The 20,633-nt window shown below is 60.1% G+C and carries 17 protein-coding genes; 4 read left to right on the forward strand and 13 right to left on the reverse strand.

Annotated elements, in window-relative coordinates:
* Positions 1-208 precede the first annotated feature (208 nt).
* From ribH to pdhA, 3 genes are all read right to left on the reverse strand, one after another.
* On the reverse strand, positions 209-685 hold the full coding sequence (gene ribH, locus HW554_RS09945; protein WP_019948742.1) for a 6,7-dimethyl-8-ribityllumazine synthase: 477 nt from the start codon (positions 683-685) through the stop codon (positions 209-211).
* Between the two features lie 273 nt (positions 686-958).
* Complete coding sequence (locus HW554_RS09950; RefSeq protein WP_176908435.1) at positions 959-1,729, reverse strand: tetratricopeptide repeat protein; 771 nt, start codon at positions 1,727-1,729, stop codon at positions 959-961.
* 54 nt (positions 1,730-1,783) lie between these two features.
* Complete coding sequence (gene pdhA, locus HW554_RS09955; protein ID WP_176908436.1) at positions 1,784-2,959, reverse strand: pyruvate dehydrogenase (acetyl-transferring) E1 component subunit alpha; 1,176 nt, start codon at positions 2,957-2,959, stop codon at positions 1,784-1,786.
* Positions 2,960-3,028: 69 nt separating this feature from the next.
* Here pdhA and recF point away from each other — a divergent pair, with 69 nt between their 5' ends.
* Both recF and HW554_RS09965 read left to right on the forward strand, forming a co-directional pair.
* Positions 3,029-4,144 (forward strand): DNA replication/repair protein RecF, encoded by a 1,116-nt coding sequence (recF, locus tag HW554_RS09960; RefSeq protein ID WP_176908437.1) that lies wholly within the window; start codon positions 3,029-3,031, stop codon positions 4,142-4,144.
* A 67-nt stretch (positions 4,145-4,211) separates the two neighbouring features.
* Positions 4,212-4,535, forward strand: a complete 324-nt coding sequence (locus HW554_RS09965) for a DUF721 domain-containing protein (protein ID WP_116942620.1) — start codon at positions 4,212-4,214, stop codon at positions 4,533-4,535.
* A gap of 358 nt (positions 4,536-4,893) precedes the next feature.
* On the opposite strand, the gene HW554_RS09970 is transcribed toward HW554_RS09965, so the two are convergent.
* The 3 genes from HW554_RS09970 to HW554_RS09980 all read right to left on the reverse strand — a co-directional run bounded on the left by HW554_RS09970 (position 4,894) and on the right by HW554_RS09980 (position 7,218).
* The gene (locus tag HW554_RS09970; RefSeq protein WP_246285185.1) at positions 4,894-5,466 is read right to left on the reverse strand and encodes an acyl-CoA thioesterase; all 573 of its coding nucleotides are present in this window, start codon (positions 5,464-5,466) and stop codon (positions 4,894-4,896) included.
* Between the two features lie 284 nt (positions 5,467-5,750).
* Positions 5,751-6,149, reverse strand: a complete 399-nt coding sequence (locus HW554_RS09975) for a hypothetical protein (RefSeq protein WP_176908438.1) — start codon at positions 6,147-6,149, stop codon at positions 5,751-5,753.
* A gap of 229 nt (positions 6,150-6,378) precedes the next feature.
* Complete coding sequence (locus tag HW554_RS09980; RefSeq protein ID WP_176908439.1) at positions 6,379-7,218, reverse strand: glycerophosphodiester phosphodiesterase family protein; 840 nt, start codon at positions 7,216-7,218, stop codon at positions 6,379-6,381.
* 134 nt (positions 7,219-7,352) lie between these two features.
* Between HW554_RS09980 and HW554_RS09985 the strand changes: the two genes are divergently transcribed.
* On the forward strand, positions 7,353-7,976 hold the full coding sequence (locus HW554_RS09985) for a hypothetical protein (protein WP_176908440.1): 624 nt from the start codon (positions 7,353-7,355) through the stop codon (positions 7,974-7,976).
* A 93-nt stretch (positions 7,977-8,069) separates the two neighbouring features.
* Here HW554_RS09985 and HW554_RS09990 read toward each other — a convergent pair whose 3' ends face one another.
* From HW554_RS09990 to HW554_RS10000, 3 genes are all read right to left on the reverse strand, one after another.
* Positions 8,070-8,357: a PLD nuclease N-terminal domain-containing protein gene (locus HW554_RS09990; protein ID WP_176908441.1), complete on the reverse strand. Its 288-nt coding sequence runs from the start codon at positions 8,355-8,357 to the stop codon at positions 8,070-8,072.
* Between the two features lie 99 nt (positions 8,358-8,456).
* Positions 8,457-9,095 (reverse strand): rhomboid family intramembrane serine protease, encoded by a 639-nt coding sequence (locus HW554_RS09995; RefSeq protein WP_176908442.1) that lies wholly within the window; start codon positions 9,093-9,095, stop codon positions 8,457-8,459.
* Between the two features lie 230 nt (positions 9,096-9,325).
* Positions 9,326-10,297, reverse strand: a complete 972-nt coding sequence (locus HW554_RS10000; RefSeq protein ID WP_176908443.1) for a polyprenyl synthetase family protein — start codon at positions 10,295-10,297, stop codon at positions 9,326-9,328.
* An 80-nt stretch (positions 10,298-10,377) separates the two neighbouring features.
* Here HW554_RS10000 and HW554_RS10005 point away from each other — a divergent pair, with 80 nt between their 5' ends.
* On the forward strand, positions 10,378-10,884 hold the full coding sequence (locus HW554_RS10005; protein WP_176908444.1) for a TonB family protein: 507 nt from the start codon (positions 10,378-10,380) through the stop codon (positions 10,882-10,884).
* 129 nt (positions 10,885-11,013) lie between these two features.
* Here HW554_RS10005 and rnr read toward each other — a convergent pair whose 3' ends face one another.
* The 4 genes from rnr to ileS form a co-directional block, all read right to left on the reverse strand.
* A complete protein-coding gene (gene rnr, locus HW554_RS10010) occupies positions 11,014-13,665 on the reverse strand; it encodes a ribonuclease R (protein WP_176908445.1) in 2,652 nt (883 codons plus the stop codon).
* A 299-nt stretch (positions 13,666-13,964) separates the two neighbouring features.
* A complete protein-coding gene (locus HW554_RS10015) occupies positions 13,965-16,067 on the reverse strand; it encodes an ABC transporter ATP-binding protein (protein ID WP_176908446.1) in 2,103 nt (700 codons plus the stop codon).
* A gap of 206 nt (positions 16,068-16,273) precedes the next feature.
* Positions 16,274-16,933, reverse strand: a complete 660-nt coding sequence (locus HW554_RS10020; RefSeq protein ID WP_176908447.1) for a lipoprotein signal peptidase — start codon at positions 16,931-16,933, stop codon at positions 16,274-16,276.
* A gap of 263 nt (positions 16,934-17,196) precedes the next feature.
* Positions 17,197-20,598, reverse strand: coding sequence for an isoleucine--tRNA ligase (gene ileS, locus HW554_RS10025; RefSeq protein WP_176908448.1), 3,402 nt, complete (start codon positions 20,596-20,598; stop codon positions 17,197-17,199).
* Positions 20,599-20,633 lie beyond the last annotated feature (35 nt).

The following is a 20,633-nucleotide window of genomic DNA, read 5'->3' on the forward strand; positions in this document are numbered from 1 at the left end:
CGAATTGGTTTGCTTAGCTGCTTTGGCGGAAACCAAAATGCACACCCTCCGCAACCGCTCAATGCCGGTAATCGGCCGCAAAGCTACGAGTTTGTCGGCGGATTGCGCATCACCCCTGCCTAAGTGGCAATGCCTTACCCGAAGCGGTCTGGACTGGGACCAACAGGCAGCAGCTGCCGGAATTGATGAGCTAGCTCAGTTTTTGAGCTTAGAAACCCAGCATATGGATGGCGGCTACTGCACCTTCTACGCCTTTGTTACCGTGCTTGCCGCCGGCCCGGTCCCAGGCTTGCTCCAGCGTGTTGGTAGTTACCAGCCCGAATATGACGGGCTTGTTGAACTTGAGGCCCACGTTGGTGATGCCGCTAGCCACGGCGTGGCAGATGTAGTCGTCGTGCTTGGTTTCGCCCTGAATAACCACACCCAGACAGATTACGGCGTCAATCTCGTCGTGCTGGGCCAGCAGCTGCGCCCCCAGCGTCAGCTCGAAGCTGCCGGGCACGGTGTTGCGGAAGATATGCTCGGGCTTGGCGCCGTGCTTGAGCAGGGTATCGTAGGCGCCCTGGGCCAGCGTATCGGTGATTTCGCGGTTCCACTCGGCCACTACCAACCCGAAGCGCTTCTCGGAGATGTCAACGAAGTGGTCGGAGGTGTAGTCGCTCAGGTTCTTGAGGGAAGTTGCCATTTGTTTTAGCTGTTAGCTATCAGTTGCTAGCTGTTAGCTTATGTTCTGGGAGTGAGTTGCTTACCAAAAGCACTGCGGGCCTTGGCGGTAGCGGCGGGCTTTACCGAAACCAGCGCGCCGGTTTTGCTGCAAAGATAGTCGGACCAGCCGGGTGTCTACCTAAAGAAAAAAGGCAGCCCGAAAGCCGCCTTTTTATCTGTAAATTACTAACTATAAGCTTTTTGCGAAGAATTATACTCTTTAGGCTGAACGAAAGCTAGCAGTTCAAACCACTTACTTATTGTTCAGGCCTTCGGCGCGCGACTTGTACTGCTTGGCTTCGTTGGCTTCGGCGGCAGCAGGATAGGCGGTCAGGATTTTCTCGTAAGCTGTGATGGCGCCGGCGTAATCCTTGGCTACTTCGCGGGCAGTGCCTTCCTTGAGCAGGTAAGCGGGCGAGAAGTACTCGTTGGCGTTGTAGTTGGCGGCCTTGTTGTAGTAGTCGGCAGCTTCCTTGGGCTGGTTGAGCTCCAGGTGGGCATCGCCAATCAGCGAGTAGGCGCGGGCCTGCACCAGGTAGTCGTCGGCGCTGAAGTCTTCGAGGTAGTCGATGGCCGCCTTGTACTGGCCTTGCTTAAGGGCAGCCACACCGGCGTAGAAGCTGGCCAGGTTGCCGGCATCCGACCCACCGTACTCCGAAGCCACGCGCTCCAGACCCAGGTTACGGCCGTCGCCTTTCAGCGACTTCTGCAACGAGTCGGCCTCCCAGTAGCTTACCGCCTGGAACATGGCCGCCTGCCCTTTCTCGTTCTGCGAGTTGCGCCACAGGTAGTAGCCGAAGCCACCCGCTACGGCCAGCACTACTACGGCCAGCAGGCCCAGCAGCACGTTCTTGTTGCGGCGCACGAAATCCTCCGACTCCACCAGCCGCATGGCCAGCGCGTCGGGGTCTTCCATCAGCGGGTGCTCGGGGTTGTAGGCTTGCGCAGGGGCCAGCGGGTCGGTGCTAACGACGCGCTGCGGGCGGTTCTGCTGGCTTTTACCCGTAAAAGGAATCTTGGACATGGAAGTTGCTCGAAAAAGGGGCCGCTGAATACGGCCGGAAAATCGTCCGGTTGCTTAGTCGCGAATGTATGGGTAGTCCTGCTGCACGTACACGTCGTGGTAAAGCTCGTCGGCAGTCGGGTAGTCCGACTTCTCGGCAAACTCCACCGACTCCTGCACCTGCGCCTTTATCTTCTCGTCGATGGCTTCCAGGTCGGCCTTGGTGGCCATCTTGTGCGTGAGGATGGTGTGGCGCACGGCTTCGATGGAGTCGCGTGAGCGGTAGTCCTCCAGCTCGTCTTTGGTGCGGTACTTGGCCGGGTCGCTCATCGAGTGGCCCTTGTAGCGGTACGTTTTGAACTCCAGCAACGTGGGGCCTTCGCCGGCCCGGGCCCGCTCGGCGGCGCGGGATACGGCCTCGTGCACTTCCTCTACGTTCATGGCATTCACCGGCTCGGAGGGCATATCGTACGACTCACCCAGCGTGTACAGCTCCGTGACGTTGGAGGTCCGCTGCACCGAGGTGCCCATGGCGTAGCCGTTGTTCTCAATCACGAAGATGACGGGCAGCTTCCAGAGCATGGCCATGTTGAAGGCCTCGTGCAGGGCGCCCTGGCGCACGGCACCGTCGCCCATCGAGCAGACACAGAGGTTGCCGGTCTTGTTGTATTTCTCGGCGAAGGCAATGCCGGCACCCATCGGCACCTGCGCGCCCACGATGCCGTGGCCACCGATGAAGTTTACTTCCTTATCGAAGATGTGCATCGAGCCGCCCTTGCCTTTCGAGCAGCCGGTGGCTTTGGCATACAGCTCGGCCATGATGGCGTTGGGCGAGGTGCCCAGCGCCAGCGGATGGGCGTGGTCGCGGTAGGCGGTGATGTGCTTGTCGTCCTTGGTCAGGGCCGAGACGGTACCGGCTACGCAGGCCTCCTGGCCGATGTAGAGGTGGCAGAAGCCTTTAATTTTCTGCTGACCATACAGCTGCCCGGCCTTCTCCTCGAACTTGCGCATGAGCATCATCTGCTCATACCAGGTCAGGTAGATTTCTTTCGGGTAGTTGGCCGTAGCCGGCGACGAGGCCCTGGGCGCATCGGTAGCAGCCTTAGCTTCTTTGTTCACCGCCGTTTTCACGTTCTGGGGCTGCTGGGCGGTTTCCACCTTGGCCTTACCCTTAGCGGGCGCTTTGGTTGCCGACGTTTTCTTCGCCGAATTGGAAGCCTTAGCCGCAGCCTGTACTTTCGTCTCCGCCATCTTAGTTTCGATTGTTCGCGTTTGGGAGGCGAAAGTACGTAAAAGGATTGCAATGTCCGAACCCCGCGCATGAACCTGGAGAACCTTCACCTGCTCTTCTTCAAGAATTACGAAGAAGCTCAGCTCGCCTTTTCCCCGCACATCAACTGCTTTATCGGCGACAATGGCAGCGGCAAAACCAACCTGCTCGATGCCATTCACTACCTCTCGCTGACCAAGAGTGCCTTCACCCAGGCCGATGCCCAAAGTATCCGGCAGGGCGAGGAGTTTTTTGTGGTGCGCGGCCGGTTCGAGGGCCGGCCCGACGAGGCGCCGGCCGAAACCATCCAGTGCAGCCTGCGGGTGGGCCAGAAGAAAAGCGTTACTCACGACAAGCAGCCTTATGAGCGGGTATCCGACCACATCGGCCGCTACCCGGTGGTGCTCATCTCACCCTACGATACAGACCTGATCCGGCAGGGCAGCGAGGAGCGGCGCAAGCACTTCGACAGCCTCATGTCGCAGCTCGACCACGCGTATCTGGAGCTGCTCATCCGCTACACCCAGCTGCTCAAGCAGCGCAACGCCCTGCTTAAGCTGGCTGCTGACCGCCAGGCCGGCTACGACCGTGACTACCTGCTAACGATTGACGAGCAGCTGGCCCCGCTGGGTGAGCAGCTCGTGCAGCGGCGCCAAGAGTTCTTGGTCGGGTTCGAGCCGCTCTTCCAGCGTCACTACGCCCAGCTCGCCGATGGTCAGGAGCAGGTTACGCTCACTTATAAAAGCGAGCTACCCGGCACCGACTTCGGCAAGCTGCTACGGCTGCAGGAGCGCCGCGACCTGACGCTGCAGCGCACCACTACCGGCCCCCACCGCGACGACTTCACTTTCCTGATGGATGAGAAGCCGGTGAAAGGCTACGGCTCGCAGGGTCAGCAGAAGTCGTTCGCCATTGCCCTCAAGCTGGCCCAGTTCGAGCTATTGGCCGAGCGCCAGCACCAGAAGCCCCTGCTGCTGCTCGACGACATTTTCGACCGCCTTGATGAGAAGCGCATCACCCGGCTTATGCAGCTGGTGGCCAACCACACCTTCGGCCAGATTTTCCTGACCGACACTCACCTCGAACGCACCGACCGGGTACTGGCTGAGCTGTCGGAAGATATCCGCCGGTTCCGGGTAGATGCCGGCACCGTGACGCGGTTGTAGCCGACGGGCGGGGTATCTTTGTTGAGTTAGCCAGCGGGGTGCTTTCTCCGCGCGTTAACTTACTGAAATGGCCTACAAAAAACCTTACGCTCCCGAAAATTCCCGCAAGGCCGACATTGTCTCGCTCAAAGACAGCATCACGTCTATGCTGCGCGCCTACCGCCTGCAGGGCAAGCTGAACGAGGTGACGGTGGTGGCCAGTTGGGAGAAGGTGATGGGCAAGGCCGTGGCTCTGAAAACCCAGCAGCTCTATGTGAGCAACAACAAGCTGTTCGTGCGTCTTTCCTCCGCACCCCTCAAGCACGAGTTGGTAATGGCCAAGACCAAAGTGCTGGCCAACCTTAACGCCGAGGTTGGCGAGGACATTATCAAGGAAGTCGTCTTCCTATAGCCGATCTACAGAAGCCGGCTTCGCAGCACCCGGTTTTATGGTGGCTGCCTTCGCCGCGAAGGAACGGTAACTCCCCAGGCGTTGAGTAGGCAGTGAGCATCATTGCTCAGCTACAGCAAACCGCGCTCCTACCGCCATGCCAACCTATCCAGCTTAAAAGTATCCAGGCAGCTGGTGGAAACTCCTTCTGCAGCATGAGGTACATAGTGGGGTAAGAACACTCCTTGCGCCACTGCGAGCGGCTGTTAGTGGCGTGTAGAGATGATTAGGCAAGTGTTGCAAGACCCCCAGAGCCAAACGTACTCCTACGCAATGAGCCTGCACCCGTGCGCCGCCCCTGCTATTGCGCTGTAGCCACTCAACTGCTGTGGTAAGCAATTCGGCAACGCTCTCCATCCAGCAACCCCATCTGGTCATCTATGGCTAGGCTGGTGCGGGCATTATCGAACTGTTCGCGGTACTGCTGCTGAAACTGCCGGCGCTTGATGGCTTCCTGAAAGCGGCGCACGTCGTCGCGGGTTTCCAGCTCCAAGCCGGGCACCTTCGTAGGCTGGCCGCCTTCGTCTTTAGCCACCATGGTGAAGTAGCTCGTGTTGGTGTGTTTCATCAGGCCGGTGCGCACATCTTCGGCCGTTACCTTGATGCCTACCAGCAGCGAGGTGCGACCCACATAGTTCACCGATGCCAGCAGCGAAACCAGCTCACCTACTTCCACCGGCTGCATGAAATTCACTCCATCTACGCTCACGGTTACGCAATAGGTGCCGGCATGTTTGGAGGCGGCGGCATAGGCAACTTTGTCCATCAGCGAGAGCAGGATACCCCCGTGAATCTTGCCGCCGAAGTTGGCATACGATGGAATCATCAGCTCGGTGAGCGTGACGCGCGAGTAGGAAACGGGACGATAGTCGGGGAGTACAAAAGGGGGCATGGGCTGGCAGGATAAACGAACAGGAGGTGTGCAAAGCTAGCGCTTCCATCGTGCCACTTGCCCCTCTCCTACCTTGTCCGGCTTGATTACAAGACAACCGTGTAGCCACCACTTCTTTGCTCTCAACGAACCTGTTAATAACGGGCCGGAACAAACGGGCGAACAGCTGTCCTCTGTGGCTGGTTTGCCAGACAGGGCCTTATAGGGCCGTAGCTTATCCAGCGCTGTATCATCGGTGTGCAAAGTGGGCGAAACAGATATGTTTCACGTGGAACACTTCTGTTCTACTTCGGACCGTACACCTTCAATAGCAACTCGTTGTAAGCCTCCAGCAGGGCGATATACTTCTGCTGAAGCTGCATTAAGTCTTTTAAACTATCTGAACTGGCAACGACTGTAACAGTGGAACGAGACACATTGCCACTCTCGGACACATTCGTTACGTTTTTAGGAGCATGTGTAACGTTAAACGATAAGTCGGTTTGCTGCGTAATCGTAAAGTCGTTACTGAAATCGTGTCCGATTATTTCGCCTACACGCTTTACAAAGGTGTAATCAAGCTCTCGTTCCTTGAACTTACGATACATTGTCGGACGTGTAATACCCAGGTCATCCACTATCCGCGTAATGGATATTCCGCTGTTTTTGATAGCATCCTGCAGTATTTCGCCCTGGTGCGGCATAGATAGAGGTTGTAAAGGAGTTCGAGGTGTAAATATGTACAATACAATCCGCGTTACCAAAGCGTACGATCATGTTATGATGATACGCTGATACAGTACAACAAAATCGTACGCTTAAACAACACCTTGCCACAGTGTAACGCAACAAAACAAACGTTACACATGACACGTTACATCAATTTTGTAACACCTTCGGCAAAATAGCTTTACCTCACTTTAGCACAAAACGCTAACGGAGCGCCAATAGCCGCTCGGGGTAGTCGGTGGTAATACCCCAGGGATCCAGTGCCAGCACTGCTCGCAGGTCGGCCGGCTCGTTCACGGTCCAGGGCACCAGGCGGATGTGCTGACCGGCCAGCTCTGCAGCCAGCGCGGACGTGAGTAGCCGGAAGTCGGGGCCAACTACAGCTGGCGTGAAACCCAATGCAGACAGGTGCCCGGCCAGCAGCAGGGCATCTTCGATGAGCAGGCACAAGGGCAGCGTGGGCACCGCATGGTAGGCCAGCTGCAGGATACGCTTATCGAAACAGAGCAGCGTGGTGCGGGGCATGATTTGTAGCGCCTGTATCTCTGCCAGAACCAACGCCAGCAATTCGGCGGGTGGGGGCTGAAACAGGCCGTCGTGCGCCGGCTCGCTTTTGATTTCGACGCTGTATTTCACCGGGCTGCGACCCAGCTGTCGGGTCAGGTTTTCGAGGTCGGCTACCACTTCGCGCAGCAGGGGCTTGATGGCCGGCTCGGGCTGCTGCTCCGGGAAATTGGGGTGGCGCGTCAGACCGCAGTCGTACTCGCGGATACGGGCGTAAGGCAGTTGGTAGAGGTTGTGCTGGCGGGCTTCGGAAGGCGCAATGGGCTTGCCGGAAGGCAGCCGGCAGATGGCGGCTGACATCCAGGGCTCGTGCGACACGACCACTTGGCGGTCGGCCGAAACCACCACATCCAGCTCTACGGCATCGACGCCCAGGCGCAGGGCTTCGCGGAAGGCGGGCAGCGTATTTTCGGGCCGTAGCCCGCGGCAACCGCGGTGGCCGTGAACTTCGGGGAAACGCCCGGACAAAGACAATGACATAGACGAAAACATGGTACCGGCCACAACAATGTGGCTGGCCCCGTTGCTTACGCAGCCCGCGCTCCGGCGTAAGCAAATCGGCCTACTTTTACTTTCTCAATCCTCATCCCCTCACTGCTTCACCTCTGCAACCCATGAAAAAACTTATCATCCTGCTAGTACTAGCGGCCGTAGGCGTTGGGGCCTACCTCTACTACTATAAGGTGCGCACCGCGCCCGAGTATTCGCTTATGCAGGCCTACAAGGCCATCGACGACCACGATCCGGCCGCCTTTGAGCAGTACGTGGATGTGAATAGCGTAACGGGCAGCCTCGTGGACGATGTGGCCGAGAACGGTTCGGCCCTGGGCGTGCTCAACCCCGGTGGCATGGCCATGACGGGCGCTCTGCGCCTGTTAAAGCCGCAACTGGCTAAGGCGGCCCGCAAGGAGGTGCAGCGGTATATAGAAACCGGCTCGGCAGAGGCCGCCGCAGCCGCCGCGCCCAACCGGCTGGTAAACGTGTCGATGATGGGACTGGCCAGCAAAGTAGTGGGCGAGAACAGCAAGTTTCAGGGCATCGCCTACTCGCGCGAGGAAGGTGAGCAGGCACTAGTAGGCTTGGAGTTCACGCAGCCCCGCTACGATACCACTATGGTGCTGGAAGTACAGATGCGCAAGCGCGGCGACTACTGGCAGGCCACCGAAATCACCAACACGGGGGATATTCTGAAGCACGTGGCACGCATGGAAAAGCGCCGGCTAGTGAGCGGAAAATAGAGCCACCACCCCACCACTACTTCAAGCAAAAAGCCCCGCCGTACCGAAGTACAGCGGGGCTTTTGGTTGCTGGCTGATAAATAGCCGGGCGGCTTAGGTGCTGGATTTTCCACGACCTGCGAACAGGAAGTAGAGAATCAGGCCACCCAACGGGAAGAGGAACACGATGGCCGCCCACAGGATCTTCTTACCGATGCCCCAGTTCTGACGAAAGATGTCGAAGAGCGCGAATACGTCGAGGGCCAGGATGATGTAGCCCCAAGTGGCCAGGCTGCCGTCGTTGTTGAAGCGGCTGCAGGAAGTGAGCAGCGAAACCGTGAGCAGCGAGAGAAGCAGGCCGGCACCGGGCAGGCGTTTGGTGAGCGTGTTGATGGCGTTCATGGCAGGGAAAGGTTAGGTTTGGAGAGTTATGGGCCCCTTTACGCAACGAACTCAAAATAGATATTGAAAATCTATAATAATATATATTAACTATTTGACTTACAGATACTTACCTACATATAACTGGATTTGCTCCAGAAAAATACCGGCTGCCTTCGGGATGAGCACCAAGGTGAGCACGACGCCGTAGAGGGCGCCGTAGAAGTGGGCGTCGTGGTTGATGTTGTCGCCTTGGCGCTGGCTCATGTAGTAGGAATAGCCCAGGTATAGAAGGCCGAAAATGAAGCCCGGGATTTCGAAGGGAATAGGGAAGATGTAGAGGCCGGCCGCCGGGTTGAACAGGATAGCCGAGAACACCACGGCCGACACGCCGCCCGAGGCTCCGAGCGAGCGGTAGTTGGGGTCGTCGCGGTGGCGCAGGTAAGTGGGCAAGCTGGAAACTATAATACCTCCCAGATACAGCAGCAGGTACCACAACAACCCCGCCGTAGTCCCGAAGGCATACCCGAAAATGGTTTCGACTACCCGGCTGAACGAGTAGAAGGCAATCATATTAAACAGCAGGTGCGTGAAGTCGGCGTGCAGGAAGCCCGAGGTGAGGAAGCGGTACCAGTCGTTCTTGCGCTTCATCTGGTAAGGCTCCAGAATCCAGCTTTCCAGAAAGTCGGGGTTCGACCAGGCATAGAGAGAAATGCCAACCGTAATTACGGCCAGCACCAGGGTGGCGGAAATTTCCATTCAGGGGACTAAGGGGTGATAAGTAGTGATTGGGTGATGAGTGAACAGAGGTGGAAGAAACGGTGAGTGATAAAAAACGTGTCATGCTGAGCGGAGTCGAAGCATCTCTACCGCAATGCTAACCCTGTCGTTGGATTGCCATTGCAACGAAGCAGTGGAGATGCTTCGCCTCCAGCTACGCTCAACATGACACGTTCTTTATCACTCACCCTTTTTTCGGCTGTTCCCTCCTACTGCTCGCGTTCCAGCAGCTGCAGGGCCAATTGGTGCAGAGGCTTTTTGCGCATTTCGGGGGCCGCCACGCGCTCCAGGTGCTGCAGGGCATCCACGAAGTAGTCGTTGATAAGGGCTTCGGTCTGGGGGCGGATTTCGAGCTCATCGTAGATAGCGCGCACGGCCCGGATTTTACCGTCCTCATCCGTTACCGGCTGGCCCACGTGCTGGGCCAGGATGGCCTGCTGGGCGGGGTTGGCCTGGGCCTGCGCGGTGAGCAGCAGGAAGGTCTTTTTATCGGCCAGAATATCGCCGCCCACGCGCTTGCCGAAGGTGGCCGCGTCGCCGTACACGTCGAGCAGGTCGTCGCGCAGCTGAAAGGCAATGCCGATGCCCACACCGAACTGGCGCAGGTGGTCGGCATCCTCCTCCGAAGCACCCCCGAGCCGGGCGCCCAGCTCCAGCGCGAAGCCCAGCAGCACGGCCGTTTTCAGCCGGATCATATCCAGGTACTGAGCAATGCTGACGTCGGTGCGGGTTTCAAACTCCATGTCCCACTGCTGGCCCTCGCAGACCTCGGCGGCGGTTTGGGAGAAGCGGCGCAGCAACGGGGCCAGCAGGGCCGGCGGCATATCAAACAGCAGCTCGTAGGCCCGCACCAGCATCACATCGCCGCTCAGAATGGCCACGTTGGGGTTCCATTTTTCATGCACCGTGGGCTGGCCGCGGCGCAGCGGGGCCTGGTCCATCAGGTCATCATGGAGCAGCGTGAAGTTGTGGAAGACTTCGGTGGCCAGCGCGGGCTTCACCACGGCACCGAGCTCGTCGGTGAACAGGTGGGCACCCATGAGAGCCAACACCGGCCGGATGCGCTTGCCGCCAAGGCGCATGATGTAGCGGATGGGCTCGTAGAGGCTGGTCGGCTCCTGCCCGTAGCGCAGGTCGGCGAGGCCGGCCGTGAGTTTATCGGTGAAGAAAGATAGGTCCATGCAAGAGAACAGATTGAGCAGGGAAAGGTACGGCGGGTTGTGGGAAGCGGTGCTCCGCCCAACTTCGTATCTTCCCTGCCATGAGCGCCAAAACCTCATTAGTGCTGCTGGTTTTGCTGCTACCCCCCGCAATAGCCGTAGCGCAGCACTCCTACAACCGCTGGGACGCTCGTCCACCCGACCCCATTGTGCCACTGCCCCGAAAAACGAACCGGCAGCCAACAGCCCCAAAGGCTACCCCGCCAACTCCCGCCGCCCCCGATTCGGTGGCGCTTACGACGGGCAGATACATGCGGGTGGAGACGCTACCAACGTTCCCGGGTGGGGCGCAGGCCATGTACACAGCCATCAGCCGGAACCTGAAACGGCCCGGTGGCCCACGGCAGCGCGGGCAGGTGATGGTGAAGTTCACAGTGCTGGCATCAGGGGCCTTATCCGGCATCGGGGTAGTGCCGGGCCGGGGCCTGAACCCGGCCTACGATGCCGCGGCAGTAGCGGCGGTAAGCCGATTGAACACCTTCACGCCGGGCAAGCGCGGCAGGCAGCCCGTCGATATGGTGCTGACGGTGCCAGTGGAGTTTCGGTAGCGCTTACCCTTGAGCCCGCTTGTCGTCCTGACGAAGGAAGGACCTTACCCCGCCGAAACAGCCGTATCAACGACTCGTTTCAACAAAATAAGGTCCTTCCTTCGTCAGGATGACAAGCGGGTTCGGTTTCTACCGGCGGCGCTTGCCCCCGCCGCCTTTGCTGCTGCTCTTGCCGTCGGAACGGCCGCCAGCGCTATTGCTGCTGTTTTTGCCATCGGAGCGGCCGCCTTCGCCACGGCCGCCGGACTTGCCGCCGCCGCCGCGCTCCGGACGGCCGCCACGCGGACGGCTGCCGCTTTCGCGGCGCTCCTGCTGCTCGCGCTGCTTCACGTCGTCGGGGCGGTCGTCTACCAGGGCGAAGTCGATGGTGCGGTCGAGCAGGTTCACGGCTTTCACTTCCACCTGCAGCTCGTCGCCGAACTGGATGATGCGCTTGCTACCCTGGCCCACGAGGCGGTAGTTGTCCTTGTCGAGCTCGAAAGTGTCGCCGGGAATGTCGCTGATGCGAATCATGCCCTCGCACTTGTTCTCGGCAATTTCCACGTACATGCCCCACTCGGTAAGGCCCGACACCACGCCGGTAAACTGCTCGCCGATGTGGTCCTGCAGGAACTCGACCTGCTTGAACTTGATGCTGGCGCGCTCGGCGCTGGCAGCCAGTTTCTCGCGCTCCGACGAGTGCTTGCACTCCTCCTCAATCGGCTCCACTTCCACGTTCTTACCGCCCTCCAGGTAGTGTTCCAGCAGGCGGTGGGCCATCATGTCGGGGTAGCGACGGATGGGCGAGGTGAAGTGCGAGTAGTGCTCGAAGGCCAGACCGAAGTGCCCGCGCGGGTCGGTGGTGTAGGTAGCTTTAGCCATGGTGCGGATAGCCAGCGTCTGGAGCACGTTCTGCTCGGGGCGGCCCACCACTTCCAGGTTCAGGTCGTTGAGTTCGGTGCTCAGCTTCTGCACGTCTTTCAGCTCCAGGTGGTAGCCGAATTTCTTGGCGAACAGGGCAAAGTTCTGCAGACGCTCGGGGTCGGGCGAGTCGTGCACCCGGTACACCATTGTGAAGCGCGGCTTGGTTTTCTTCAGCTTGAAGACGAACTCGGCCACCTTGCGGTTGGCCAGCAGCATGAACTCCTCAATCATCTTGTGGGCATCCTTGCGCTCTTTCACGAACACGCCCAGCGGCTTGCCGTCCTCATCGAGGCGGAACTTCACCTCCTGGGTTTCGAAGCTGATGGCACCCTGCTTGAAGCGGGCCGCGCACAGCTTTTTGGCAATGCGGTTCATCAGCTGTACCTCCTGGGTATAGTCCGATTCCAGGCCTTCAATCCGTTCCTGCGCATCTTCATAAGCAAAGCGACGGTCGGAGTGAATGACGGTTTTACCCAGCCAAGTGGAGTACAGCTTGCCGTTCTCATCCAGCTCAAACACAGCCGAAAACGTCAGCTTGTCCTCGTTGGGCCGCAACGAACAGAGGCCGTTGCTCAGGTGCTCGGGCAGCATCGGAATCACGCGGTCCACGAGGTACACCGAGGTGGCGCGGCTGCGGGCCTCGTTCTCCAGGGCCGTATCGAGGCGCACGTAATGGGTTACGTCGGCAATGTGCACGCCGATTTCCCAGTGCCCGTTTTCGAGCTGCTGGATAGAAAGCGCATCGTCAAAGTCCTTGGCGTCGGCCGGGTCGATGGTGAAGGTGGTGACGTCGCGGAAGTCGCGGCGGCGCGCAATCTCCTCGGCCGGAATAGCCACGGGCATCGCCTGGGCATCGGCCTCCACTTCGGCCGGGAACTCGAAGGGCAGTCCGAACTCGGCCATGATGGCGTTGATTTCGGCTTCGTTGCCACCAGCCTGGCCGAAGCTGCGCACCACTACGCCGGCCGGCGAACGGTCGGAGCCGTCTTCCGGAAACTCGGTGACGTGCACGAGGACCTTGTCGCCGTGCTCGGCGCCGTTGAGGTCGTCCTGGCTCACGTACACATCGAAGTACATCTTGCGGTTGTCCGCCTTCACGAAGGCCACATGGTCGCGAATCTGCAGGCGGCCCACTACCTCGGGGCGCTTACGGTCGAGTACCTCCACCACGTCGCCCACCGGGCGGCCGTCGCGGGAGCCGCGCAGGCGCAGGCGCACGGTGTCGCCCTGCATGGCAAAGCGCAGGCGGTCGGTGAACACGCGCACGTCGTTCTCCGTCTCCTCGCTAATCACGAAGGCGTACTTCTCGGTGGCCAGCGCCACGGTGCCTACAATGGTGTCGCCTCCGCTTTCGCGGCGGCGGCGCGGGGCCTGCGGGTCGTCGGCATCGGCGAAGTCGAAGCCGGCCTCGCGGCGGCGGTGCACCACAGGGTCCTGGCCGAATTCACTTTCGGCTACCCGGCCGCCGCGGGGCAGCCGCTTGCCCGCCGGCAGCTCGCCGGGTTCGGTAACGGGGGCCGCAGGAGCTGCCGCTTCTTCGCCGGCTTCTCCTTTTTTACCGCCCTTACGACGGCCTTTGGGCGCGGCGGCCTGGGCCTGCTGGGCCTCGTCGGTGAGGCGATACTCATCATTCTGGATCAGGAGCAACTGGTTTTCCTGGCGCAGCTCGCGCAGGTGGGCAAACACCACCTCACGCTGGTCTTTGGTAGTCACGCCAAGGCGGCGCGAGAGCTGGCGGTAGGTAAGCACCTTGCCGGGGTTGTCGCGGAAAATCCGCATAATCTGATCCTGGCTGATGGGAGTTGCGGCGGCCGCAGTTTCGGTTGAGGAGGCCTTCGCGCGGGAGGCGCGGGGGGCCGATTGGGAGGGTTGTTTCATGTAGTCAGTCGGGCCGCCGGGTGTGTCTTTTCTCAGGCGGCAGAAGTTGAATGAGGGGAAGGCTTCAGCTTGAATGCCTTCGGGAAATTGAAAAAGGAAGCGGCACAGCGGCCGCCGTAAGATACTACGGAATATAACGGCGAATAACTATATCAGGGTTAATAGAGCGTGTAACAGGCCGTCATACAGAGCGCAGCGAAGCATCTCGCGTGCTGACGCTGCAATGCCTGACTCAACATCAGCACGCGAGATGCTTCGCTACGCTCTGCATGACGTGCTGGTGAGCCTGCTACTACCTGTTACCTCCTGCCCGCCACGGCGGCGCGGATATCGGCCGGGGAGTCGCGGGGGATGGCGGCTAATAGCTGCCGGGTGTACGCGTGCTGGGGGTTGGCGTAGATGTCGGCGGCAGGGCCGCTTTCCACAATCTGGCCCTGGCGCATAACCAGTAGCCGGTCGCTCATAAACCGGGCCACCGAGAGGTCGTGGGTGATGAATAGATAGGTGATGCCGAACTCGCGTTTGAGGTCGTTGAGCAGGTTGAGCACCTGCGCCTGCACCGACACGTCGAGGGCCGAAACCGATTCGTCGCAGATGATGCACTTGGGTTGCAGGGCTAGGGCGCGGGCAATGCAGATGCGCTGGCGCTGACCGCCGCTGAACTCGTGCGGGTAGCGCATAAAGTGCTCCTCACGCAGGCCCACCGTGCGCAGCAGCTCCAGCACTCGGGCCTTCTGCTGCTCGCCGCTACCACCCACGCCGTGCACCCGCATAGGCTCCCAGATGGCCTCGCCAACCGTCAGCATGGGGTTGAGGGCGGCGTAGGGGTCCTGGAATACCATCTGAAAATCGCGCCGCCGCCGCCGCAGGGCTTCGGCCGGCAGCGTGGCCCAATCGTCGCCCCCAAACAGGATGCGGCCGGCCGTTGGTTCCACCAGCCGCAGCAGCGCCCGGCCCAGCGTGGTTTTGCCGCAGCCCGATTCGCCCACCAGCCCGACAGTTTCGCCCGGGTAAATGGCGAAGCTCACCCCATCCACGGCCCGCACAAACTCCGGCTTCCGGTTGAAAAAGCCTTTGCGAATCGGAAAGTATACCTGCAGGTTCTCGACCTGCAGAAGGGGGCTACCAAAACCTGATGCTCCAGGATTGAAACCCTGAGCTACGAAGCGGGCGGTAGTAGTAGCGGCAGCTTTGGTAGCCTTGTCTGAAGCTGCTTCTCCCCCGTTTGCCTGTCCCCCATCGTCCTGCGAGGCACTGACCAGCCCAGTGCCTAAGCCCTGAGACGCGGGAGCCGAAAGGTCCGCCTGAGCTGTCTGCGAAGCCTGCGCCAATGGGTCGGCAGTGAGCGGCAGCGGTAGGCCCGATTCGGCCGACGGGGCTGATTCGAGGCCGAAATGCGGGGTTGCGGGGCGTGAAACAGAATGTTCCACGGGAAACATTTTGGTGGTGTCGGCTTCGCTGGCAGGTAATGGTCCAGCTTCAGCAGCCGTTTCAGCCTCAATTACTTGCGCGGTGGCGCTTTCAGTGGAAATAAAGCCCCCATCGGCTGTTTCCTGCATGAAATCGGCCACTACGGGAAGTTTTTTGCGGCCCACCGAAAGTTTTGGGCGGCAGGCCAGCAGGCCCTTGGTGTAGGGGTGCTGGGGGTTGGTGAAGATGTCGAGCACGGGGCCTTGCTCCACCACGTGGCCGCGGTACATCACCAGAATCCGGTCGGCTATTTCGGCTACCACGCCCAGGTCGTGGGTGATGAAGATGACGGCCGTGTTGTGCTCGCGCCGCAGCTCGTCGATGAGGCGGAGCACCTGCGCCTGCACGGTTACGTCGAGGGCGGTGGTGGGCTCGTCGGCAATCAGCAGGGCGGGGTTGCAGGCCATGGCCATGGCAATCATCACGCGCTGCTTCTGCCCGCCACTGATTTCGTGAGGGTAGCTGGTGAAGATTTTCTCGGGCCGGGGCAGTTGCGCCATCGTGAACAGCTCGACGGTGCGGGTGTGGGCCTCCGTTGAGCTCAGGCTGGTGTGTAGCCGCAGGGCCTCCACCACCTGGGGGCCGCAGTGGTACACCGGGTTCAGCGAGGTCATGGGCTCCTGGAATATCATCCCGATATCATTGCCCCGCACCTGCCGCAGCTGCTCACTGGTGAGCGTGAACAGATCCACATCGCCCAGCACCTCGCTCTGAAACCGGGCTTCGCCGCTTGCAATCCGGCCGGGCGGCATGGGCACCAGCCCCATCAGGGCCAGCGAGGTAACCGATTTACCCGAGCCCGACTCGCCCACAATAGCCAGCGTCTCGCCCCGGTGCAAATCAAACGAAATGCCCTCCACGGCCCGCGTATTGCCGCGGTGGCTGTGAAAGTCGATGGTCAGGTCGCGGACGGAGAGGATGGGAGCGGGCATGGGGTAAAGATAACGGGCGAAGCGCTGGTTGGTCCGACACGCAAACGGCCCACCATGAGGCGGGCCGTGTAACTGGCTATCGAAGCTGTTTAGAAAATCAACAGAACGTCATGCTGAGCGAAGTCGAAGCATCTCTACCGCTTTGTTGAACGACTGCTACGAAGCGGTAGAGATGCCTCGACTTCGCTCAGCATGACGTTCTATTACTACGCTACTCCCGAAGCCTCCGCGTCGCGGCGGGCTTGGGCGGCTTCTTGGGCGGCGCGCTCTTCCGCCTCGGCGGCCTCGAAATGCTCACCGTAGAAACGGTTCTGGAACAGTAGAATCAGGGCTACGCCCACGAAAATAGCGGCATCGGCAATGTTGAAGATGGGCCAAAGTGAGAGGTGCGAACCACCGACCAGCGGCCAGGTAGAGGGCAGAATACCTTCGTAGATGTCCACGTAGAGCATATCAATAACCTGCCCGTGCAGCCAGGGCGTGGGCGCGCCGAAAGGGGCGTTGTTGTAGATAACACCGTAGAAAATGGAGTCAATCAGGTTGCCGATGGCGCCGCCCAGAATCAGGGCGATGCAAATCATGAGGGCATTCGGCGCGTGCTGCTTCCAGAGGCGGTAAATATAGTAGCTGATGCCCGTTACAGCCACCAGCCGGAACAGCGTGAGCAGCAGCTTGCCGTAGGGCTCGGGCAGCTCTACGCCGAAAGCCATGCCCGGATTGAGCGTGTAGTGCAGCTTAAACCAGTCGCCGAACACGGGGATTTCGCCGGCCATACCCATGGGCATATAGCGGTGTACGGCCCATTTCGAGAGCTGGTCGATGGCGATGACGAGCAGCGCCACGAGGTAGTATTTCCAGTACTTCATTCAGGAGAAGTGAGCGGTTAAAAGTGAGAAGTGAGACTTCGGTCTGACAGGCTGTCAGCGTTGTTGCCTCTCTCCTCTCGTAGCACAAAGGGACGAAGATTTTTAGACTTGGTCCCGTGGCCGTGAAGCCCGACTGATTGCCGGGCAGTATATGTTCTGGTGGTCGGTTTGTGCCCTTTTGAGCCGGATTTCGAGGCCTGCCCAACGCTTTGTGCGCCGGTGTGCCAACCGCCGGTTTAGCGCCGGCGGTTGGCGCTTCAGCCTCAGGCAGTTGCCACCTGCAGCTGCACAGGCACCGAAAACTCGTCGAATTCAAGCACCGTGGCGCCGCTGATTTCGGGCGCGAAGACTAGACTCAGGGCCTGAATTTCGGCTTTGATGTAGTCGCCGAAGCTTTGCACGGCGGCTTCCAGCTCGGGCTGCTGGCCCAGCGTCACGCGGATTTTGTCCTGCACTTCCAGGCCGCTGTCTTTGCGCAGGTTCTGGAGGCGGTTCACCAGCTCGCGGGCCACGCCTTCCTGGCGCAGCTCGTCGGTCAGGGTCACGTCGAGGGCTACCGTGAGGGGGCCGTCGGTGGCCACGAGCCAGCCGGGCAGGTCGTCGGTGCGGATTTCCACGTCGTCGGGAGCCAGGGTGTAGGTTTCGCCTTCGATTTCCACCGTCAGGCTTCCCTCCTTCTCCAGCTGGCTGATTTCCTGGGCCGTCATCTGCTGGATGCGGGCGCCCACGGCTTTCAGCCTGGCCCCGTACTGCTGGCCCAGGCGCTTGAAGTTGGGCTTCACCGACTTCACCAGCACGCCGCTGGTATCGTCGAGAAACTCCACATGCTTCACGTTCACCTCGGCGCAAATCAGGTCCTCGACCTTGCCTACCTGCTCGCGGGTACGGTCATTCAGCACCGGCACCAGAATGCGCTGCAGCGGCTGGCGCACCTTCAACACCGACTTCTTGCGGAGCGAGTGGGTGAGCGAGGAAATCCGCTGGGCCAGCTCCATCCGCTCCTCCAGGGCCTTGTCGATGAGGTTGGTTTCGGCGGCAACCAGCAGCGTTAAATGCACCGATTCGGGAGCCAGGGGCGTGTTTTTGGCAACGGCTTCGGCGCGCATTCCGTCGGTCATGTTCTTATAAAGCCAATCAGCAAAGAAGGGCGCGATGGGCGACATCAACTGGGCAACTACTACCAGGCATTGTTGCAGGGTTTCGTAGGCGGCGCGCTTGTCGTCGGTCAGCTCACCCTTCCAGAACCGGCGGCGCGAGAGGCGCACGTGCCAGTTGGAGAGCTGGTCGGTCACAAAATCCTGGATGGCCCGGGCCGCTTTGGTGGGGTCGTAAGCGTCGTAATGGCCGAGCACTTCGAGAATGAGCGACTGGAGCTTGCTGAGCACCCACCGGTCCAGCTCACCCAGGTCTTGGAGCGGAATCCGGTCGAATTCGCGGGCCTGGAAGCCGTCGAGGTTGGCGTAGAGCGCGTAGAACGAGTAGGTGTTGAAGAGCGTGCCGAAGAAGCGGCGCTGCACCTCCGTGATGCCGGCCACGTCGAACTTAAGGTTGTCCCAGGGCTGGGCGTTGGCAATCATGTACCAGCGCGTGGCGTCGGGGCCGTATTGGCTGATGGTGGCAAACGGGTCGACGGCGTTGCCGAGGCGCTTGCTCATCTTATTGCCGTTTTTATCGAGCACGAGGCCGTTGGCCATCACGTTCTTGTAGGCGACAGAGTCTTCCAGCATCACGGCCAACGCGTGCAGGGTAAAGAACCAGCCACGGGTCTGGTCCACGCCTTCGGCAATGAAATCGGCCGGGAAATTCTTCTGGAATTTCTCGCCGTTTTCGAGCGGGTAGTGCCACTGGGCGTAGGGCATGGCGCCGCTGTCGAACCACACGTCGATGAGGTCCGGCTCCCGGTACATGGGCTGGCCGCTGGGGCTCACCAGGAAAATATCGTCCACGTAGGGACGGTGCAGGTCTACCTTTTCGCCGTTGGCGTAGGGGTTGTGGGTCATGATTTCGGCCGTTACGGCCTTGTCAATCTCCTGCTTCATCTGCGCGATGCTGCCGATGCAGATTTCCTCGGTGCCGTCCTGGGTGCGCCAGATGGGCAGCGGGGTACCCCAGTAGCGCGAGCGGCTCAGGTTCCAGTCCACCAGGTTTTCGAGCCAGTTGCCGAAGCGGCCGGCGCCGGTGCTGGCGGGCTGCCAGTTGATGGTTTTGTTGAGCTCGATGAGCCGGTCCTTGACGGCCGTGGTGCGGATAAACCAGGAGTCGAGCGGGTAGTAGAGCACGGGCTTGTCGGTGCGCCAGCAGTGCGGGTAGGTGTGCTCGTACTTCTCCACTTTGAAGGCCGTGCCGTCGCCTTTCATGCGGATGGCAATACTTTCGTCGAGGGTTTTGTAGTCGGCCCCGCTCTGGTCGTGGCCATCGTAGTTCTTCACCCAACGGCCGCCGAATTCGCCCATTTGGGCCACGTAGCGGCCGGTACGGTCCACGATGGGGCTCAACTTGCCCTCGTCGTCGGCTACCATCAGCGCCGGAATACCGTTCTGCTGGGCCACCCGGAAGTCGTCGGCGCCAAACGTGGGCGAAATATGCACGATGCCGGTACCGTCCTCCGTGGTCACAAAGTCGCCGACAATCAGGCGGAAGGCGTTTTCCTCGTTTTCGAAAACTGGGAAGCCGGTGGCGTGGCCGAAGAGACGCTCGTACTTAATGCCGACGAGGTCAGCACCTTTGAAGGTGTTTTCGATGCGCCAGGGCATCACCTTATCGCCAGCCTTGAAGTCCTCAAACGAAGCCTCTTTGCCTTTTTCCGAGAAGTGCTTACCAACCAACGCCTCCGCCAGTACTACCCGAATAGGAGCATAAGTGTAGGGATTAAATGTGCGCACCAGCACATAGGGAATGTTCTTACCCACCGCCAGACCCGTGTTAGCCGGTAGCGTCCAGGGCGTCGTCGTCCAGGCCAGAATGTGGAGTGGAGCGGCGTCATCAGCCGCGAACAGCTTCTCCGAAGCCGCATCCCGCACTACCTTGAACTGAGCAACCACCGTCGTGTCCTTCACGTCGCGGTAGGTGCCGGGCTGGTTTAGCTCGTGCGACGACAGGCCGGTGCCGGCCGCCGGCGAGTAGGGCTGGATGGTGTAGCCTTTGTAGAGAAAACCCTTGTCGTAAAGCTTCTTGAGCAGCGCCCAGCAGCTTTCGATGTACTCGGGCTCGAAGGTGATATAGGGGTCGTCGAGGTCTACCCAATAGCCCATCTTCTCGGTGAGGTCGTCCCACTGGGCCTTGAAGCGCATCACGGTTTCGCGGCAGCGCTGGTTGTACTCCTCAATGCTGATTTTCTTGCCGATGTCCTCCTTCGTGATGCCTAGCTCTTTCTCTACCTGCAGCTCGATGGGCAGGCCGTGGGTGTCCCAGCCGCCCTTGCGGGGCACCTGCTTGCCGAGCAGCGTCTGGTAGCGGCAGAAGATGTCCTTTACCGTCCGGGCCATCACGTGGTGGATGCCGGGCGCGCCGTTGGCCGAGGGCGGACCCTCGTAAAACACGAATGTGGGCTGGCCTTCACGGCTGCTCACGCTCTTTTCAAAGATGCTGTTTTGCTTCCACCACGCCAGGATATCGGTGCCAACCTGGCCGTAGTTGAGCGGCTGCTTGTATTCGGGGTAGGACATTTTATGTTGAGCTATTAGCTGACAGCTGTTAGCTG

The organism is Hymenobacter lapidiphilus (genome assembly GCF_013377885.1).
Classification (GTDB): domain Bacteria; phylum Bacteroidota; class Bacteroidia; order Cytophagales; family Hymenobacteraceae; genus Hymenobacter; species Hymenobacter lapidiphilus.

What these genes read in the sequence shown, in the direction of transcription:
- ribH (WP_019948742.1), bottom strand. Translation starts at nt 685, where the DNA reads ATGGCAACTTCCCTCAAGAACCTGAGCGACTACACCTCCGACCACTTC.
- HW554_RS09950 (WP_176908435.1), bottom strand. Translation starts at nt 1,729, where the DNA reads ATGTCCAAGATTCCTTTTACGGGTAAAAGCCAGCAGAACCGCCCGCAG.
- pdhA (WP_176908436.1), bottom strand. Translation starts at nt 2,959, where the DNA reads ATGGCGGAGACGAAAGTACAGGCTGCGGCTAAGGCTTCCAATTCGGCG.
- recF (WP_176908437.1), top strand. Translation starts at nt 3,029, where the DNA reads ATGAACCTGGAGAACCTTCACCTGCTCTTCTTCAAGAATTACGAAGAA.
- HW554_RS09965 (WP_116942620.1), top strand. Translation starts at nt 4,212, where the DNA reads ATGGCCTACAAAAAACCTTACGCTCCCGAAAATTCCCGCAAGGCCGAC.
- HW554_RS09970 (WP_246285185.1), bottom strand. Translation starts at nt 5,466, where the DNA reads ATGCCCCCTTTTGTACTCCCCGACTATCGTCCCGTTTCCTACTCGCGC.
- HW554_RS09975 (WP_176908438.1), bottom strand. Translation starts at nt 6,149, where the DNA reads ATGCCGCACCAGGGCGAAATACTGCAGGATGCTATCAAAAACAGCGGA.
- HW554_RS09980 (WP_176908439.1), bottom strand. Translation starts at nt 7,218, where the DNA reads ATGTCATTGTCTTTGTCCGGGCGTTTCCCCGAAGTTCACGGCCACCGC.
- HW554_RS09985 (WP_176908440.1), top strand. Translation starts at nt 7,353, where the DNA reads ATGAAAAAACTTATCATCCTGCTAGTACTAGCGGCCGTAGGCGTTGGG.
- HW554_RS09990 (WP_176908441.1), bottom strand. Translation starts at nt 8,357, where the DNA reads ATGAACGCCATCAACACGCTCACCAAACGCCTGCCCGGTGCCGGCCTG.
- HW554_RS09995 (WP_176908442.1), bottom strand. Translation starts at nt 9,095, where the DNA reads ATGGAAATTTCCGCCACCCTGGTGCTGGCCGTAATTACGGTTGGCATT.
- HW554_RS10000 (WP_176908443.1), bottom strand. Translation starts at nt 10,297, where the DNA reads ATGGACCTATCTTTCTTCACCGATAAACTCACGGCCGGCCTCGCCGAC.
- HW554_RS10005 (WP_176908444.1), top strand. Translation starts at nt 10,378, where the DNA reads ATGAGCGCCAAAACCTCATTAGTGCTGCTGGTTTTGCTGCTACCCCCC.
- rnr (WP_176908445.1), bottom strand. Translation starts at nt 13,665, where the DNA reads ATGAAACAACCCTCCCAATCGGCCCCCCGCGCCTCCCGCGCGAAGGCC.
- HW554_RS10015 (WP_176908446.1), bottom strand. Translation starts at nt 16,067, where the DNA reads ATGCCCGCTCCCATCCTCTCCGTCCGCGACCTGACCATCGACTTTCAC.
- HW554_RS10020 (WP_176908447.1), bottom strand. Translation starts at nt 16,933, where the DNA reads ATGAAGTACTGGAAATACTACCTCGTGGCGCTGCTCGTCATCGCCATC.
- ileS (WP_176908448.1), bottom strand. Translation starts at nt 20,598, where the DNA reads ATGTCCTACCCCGAATACAAGCAGCCGCTCAACTACGGCCAGGTTGGC.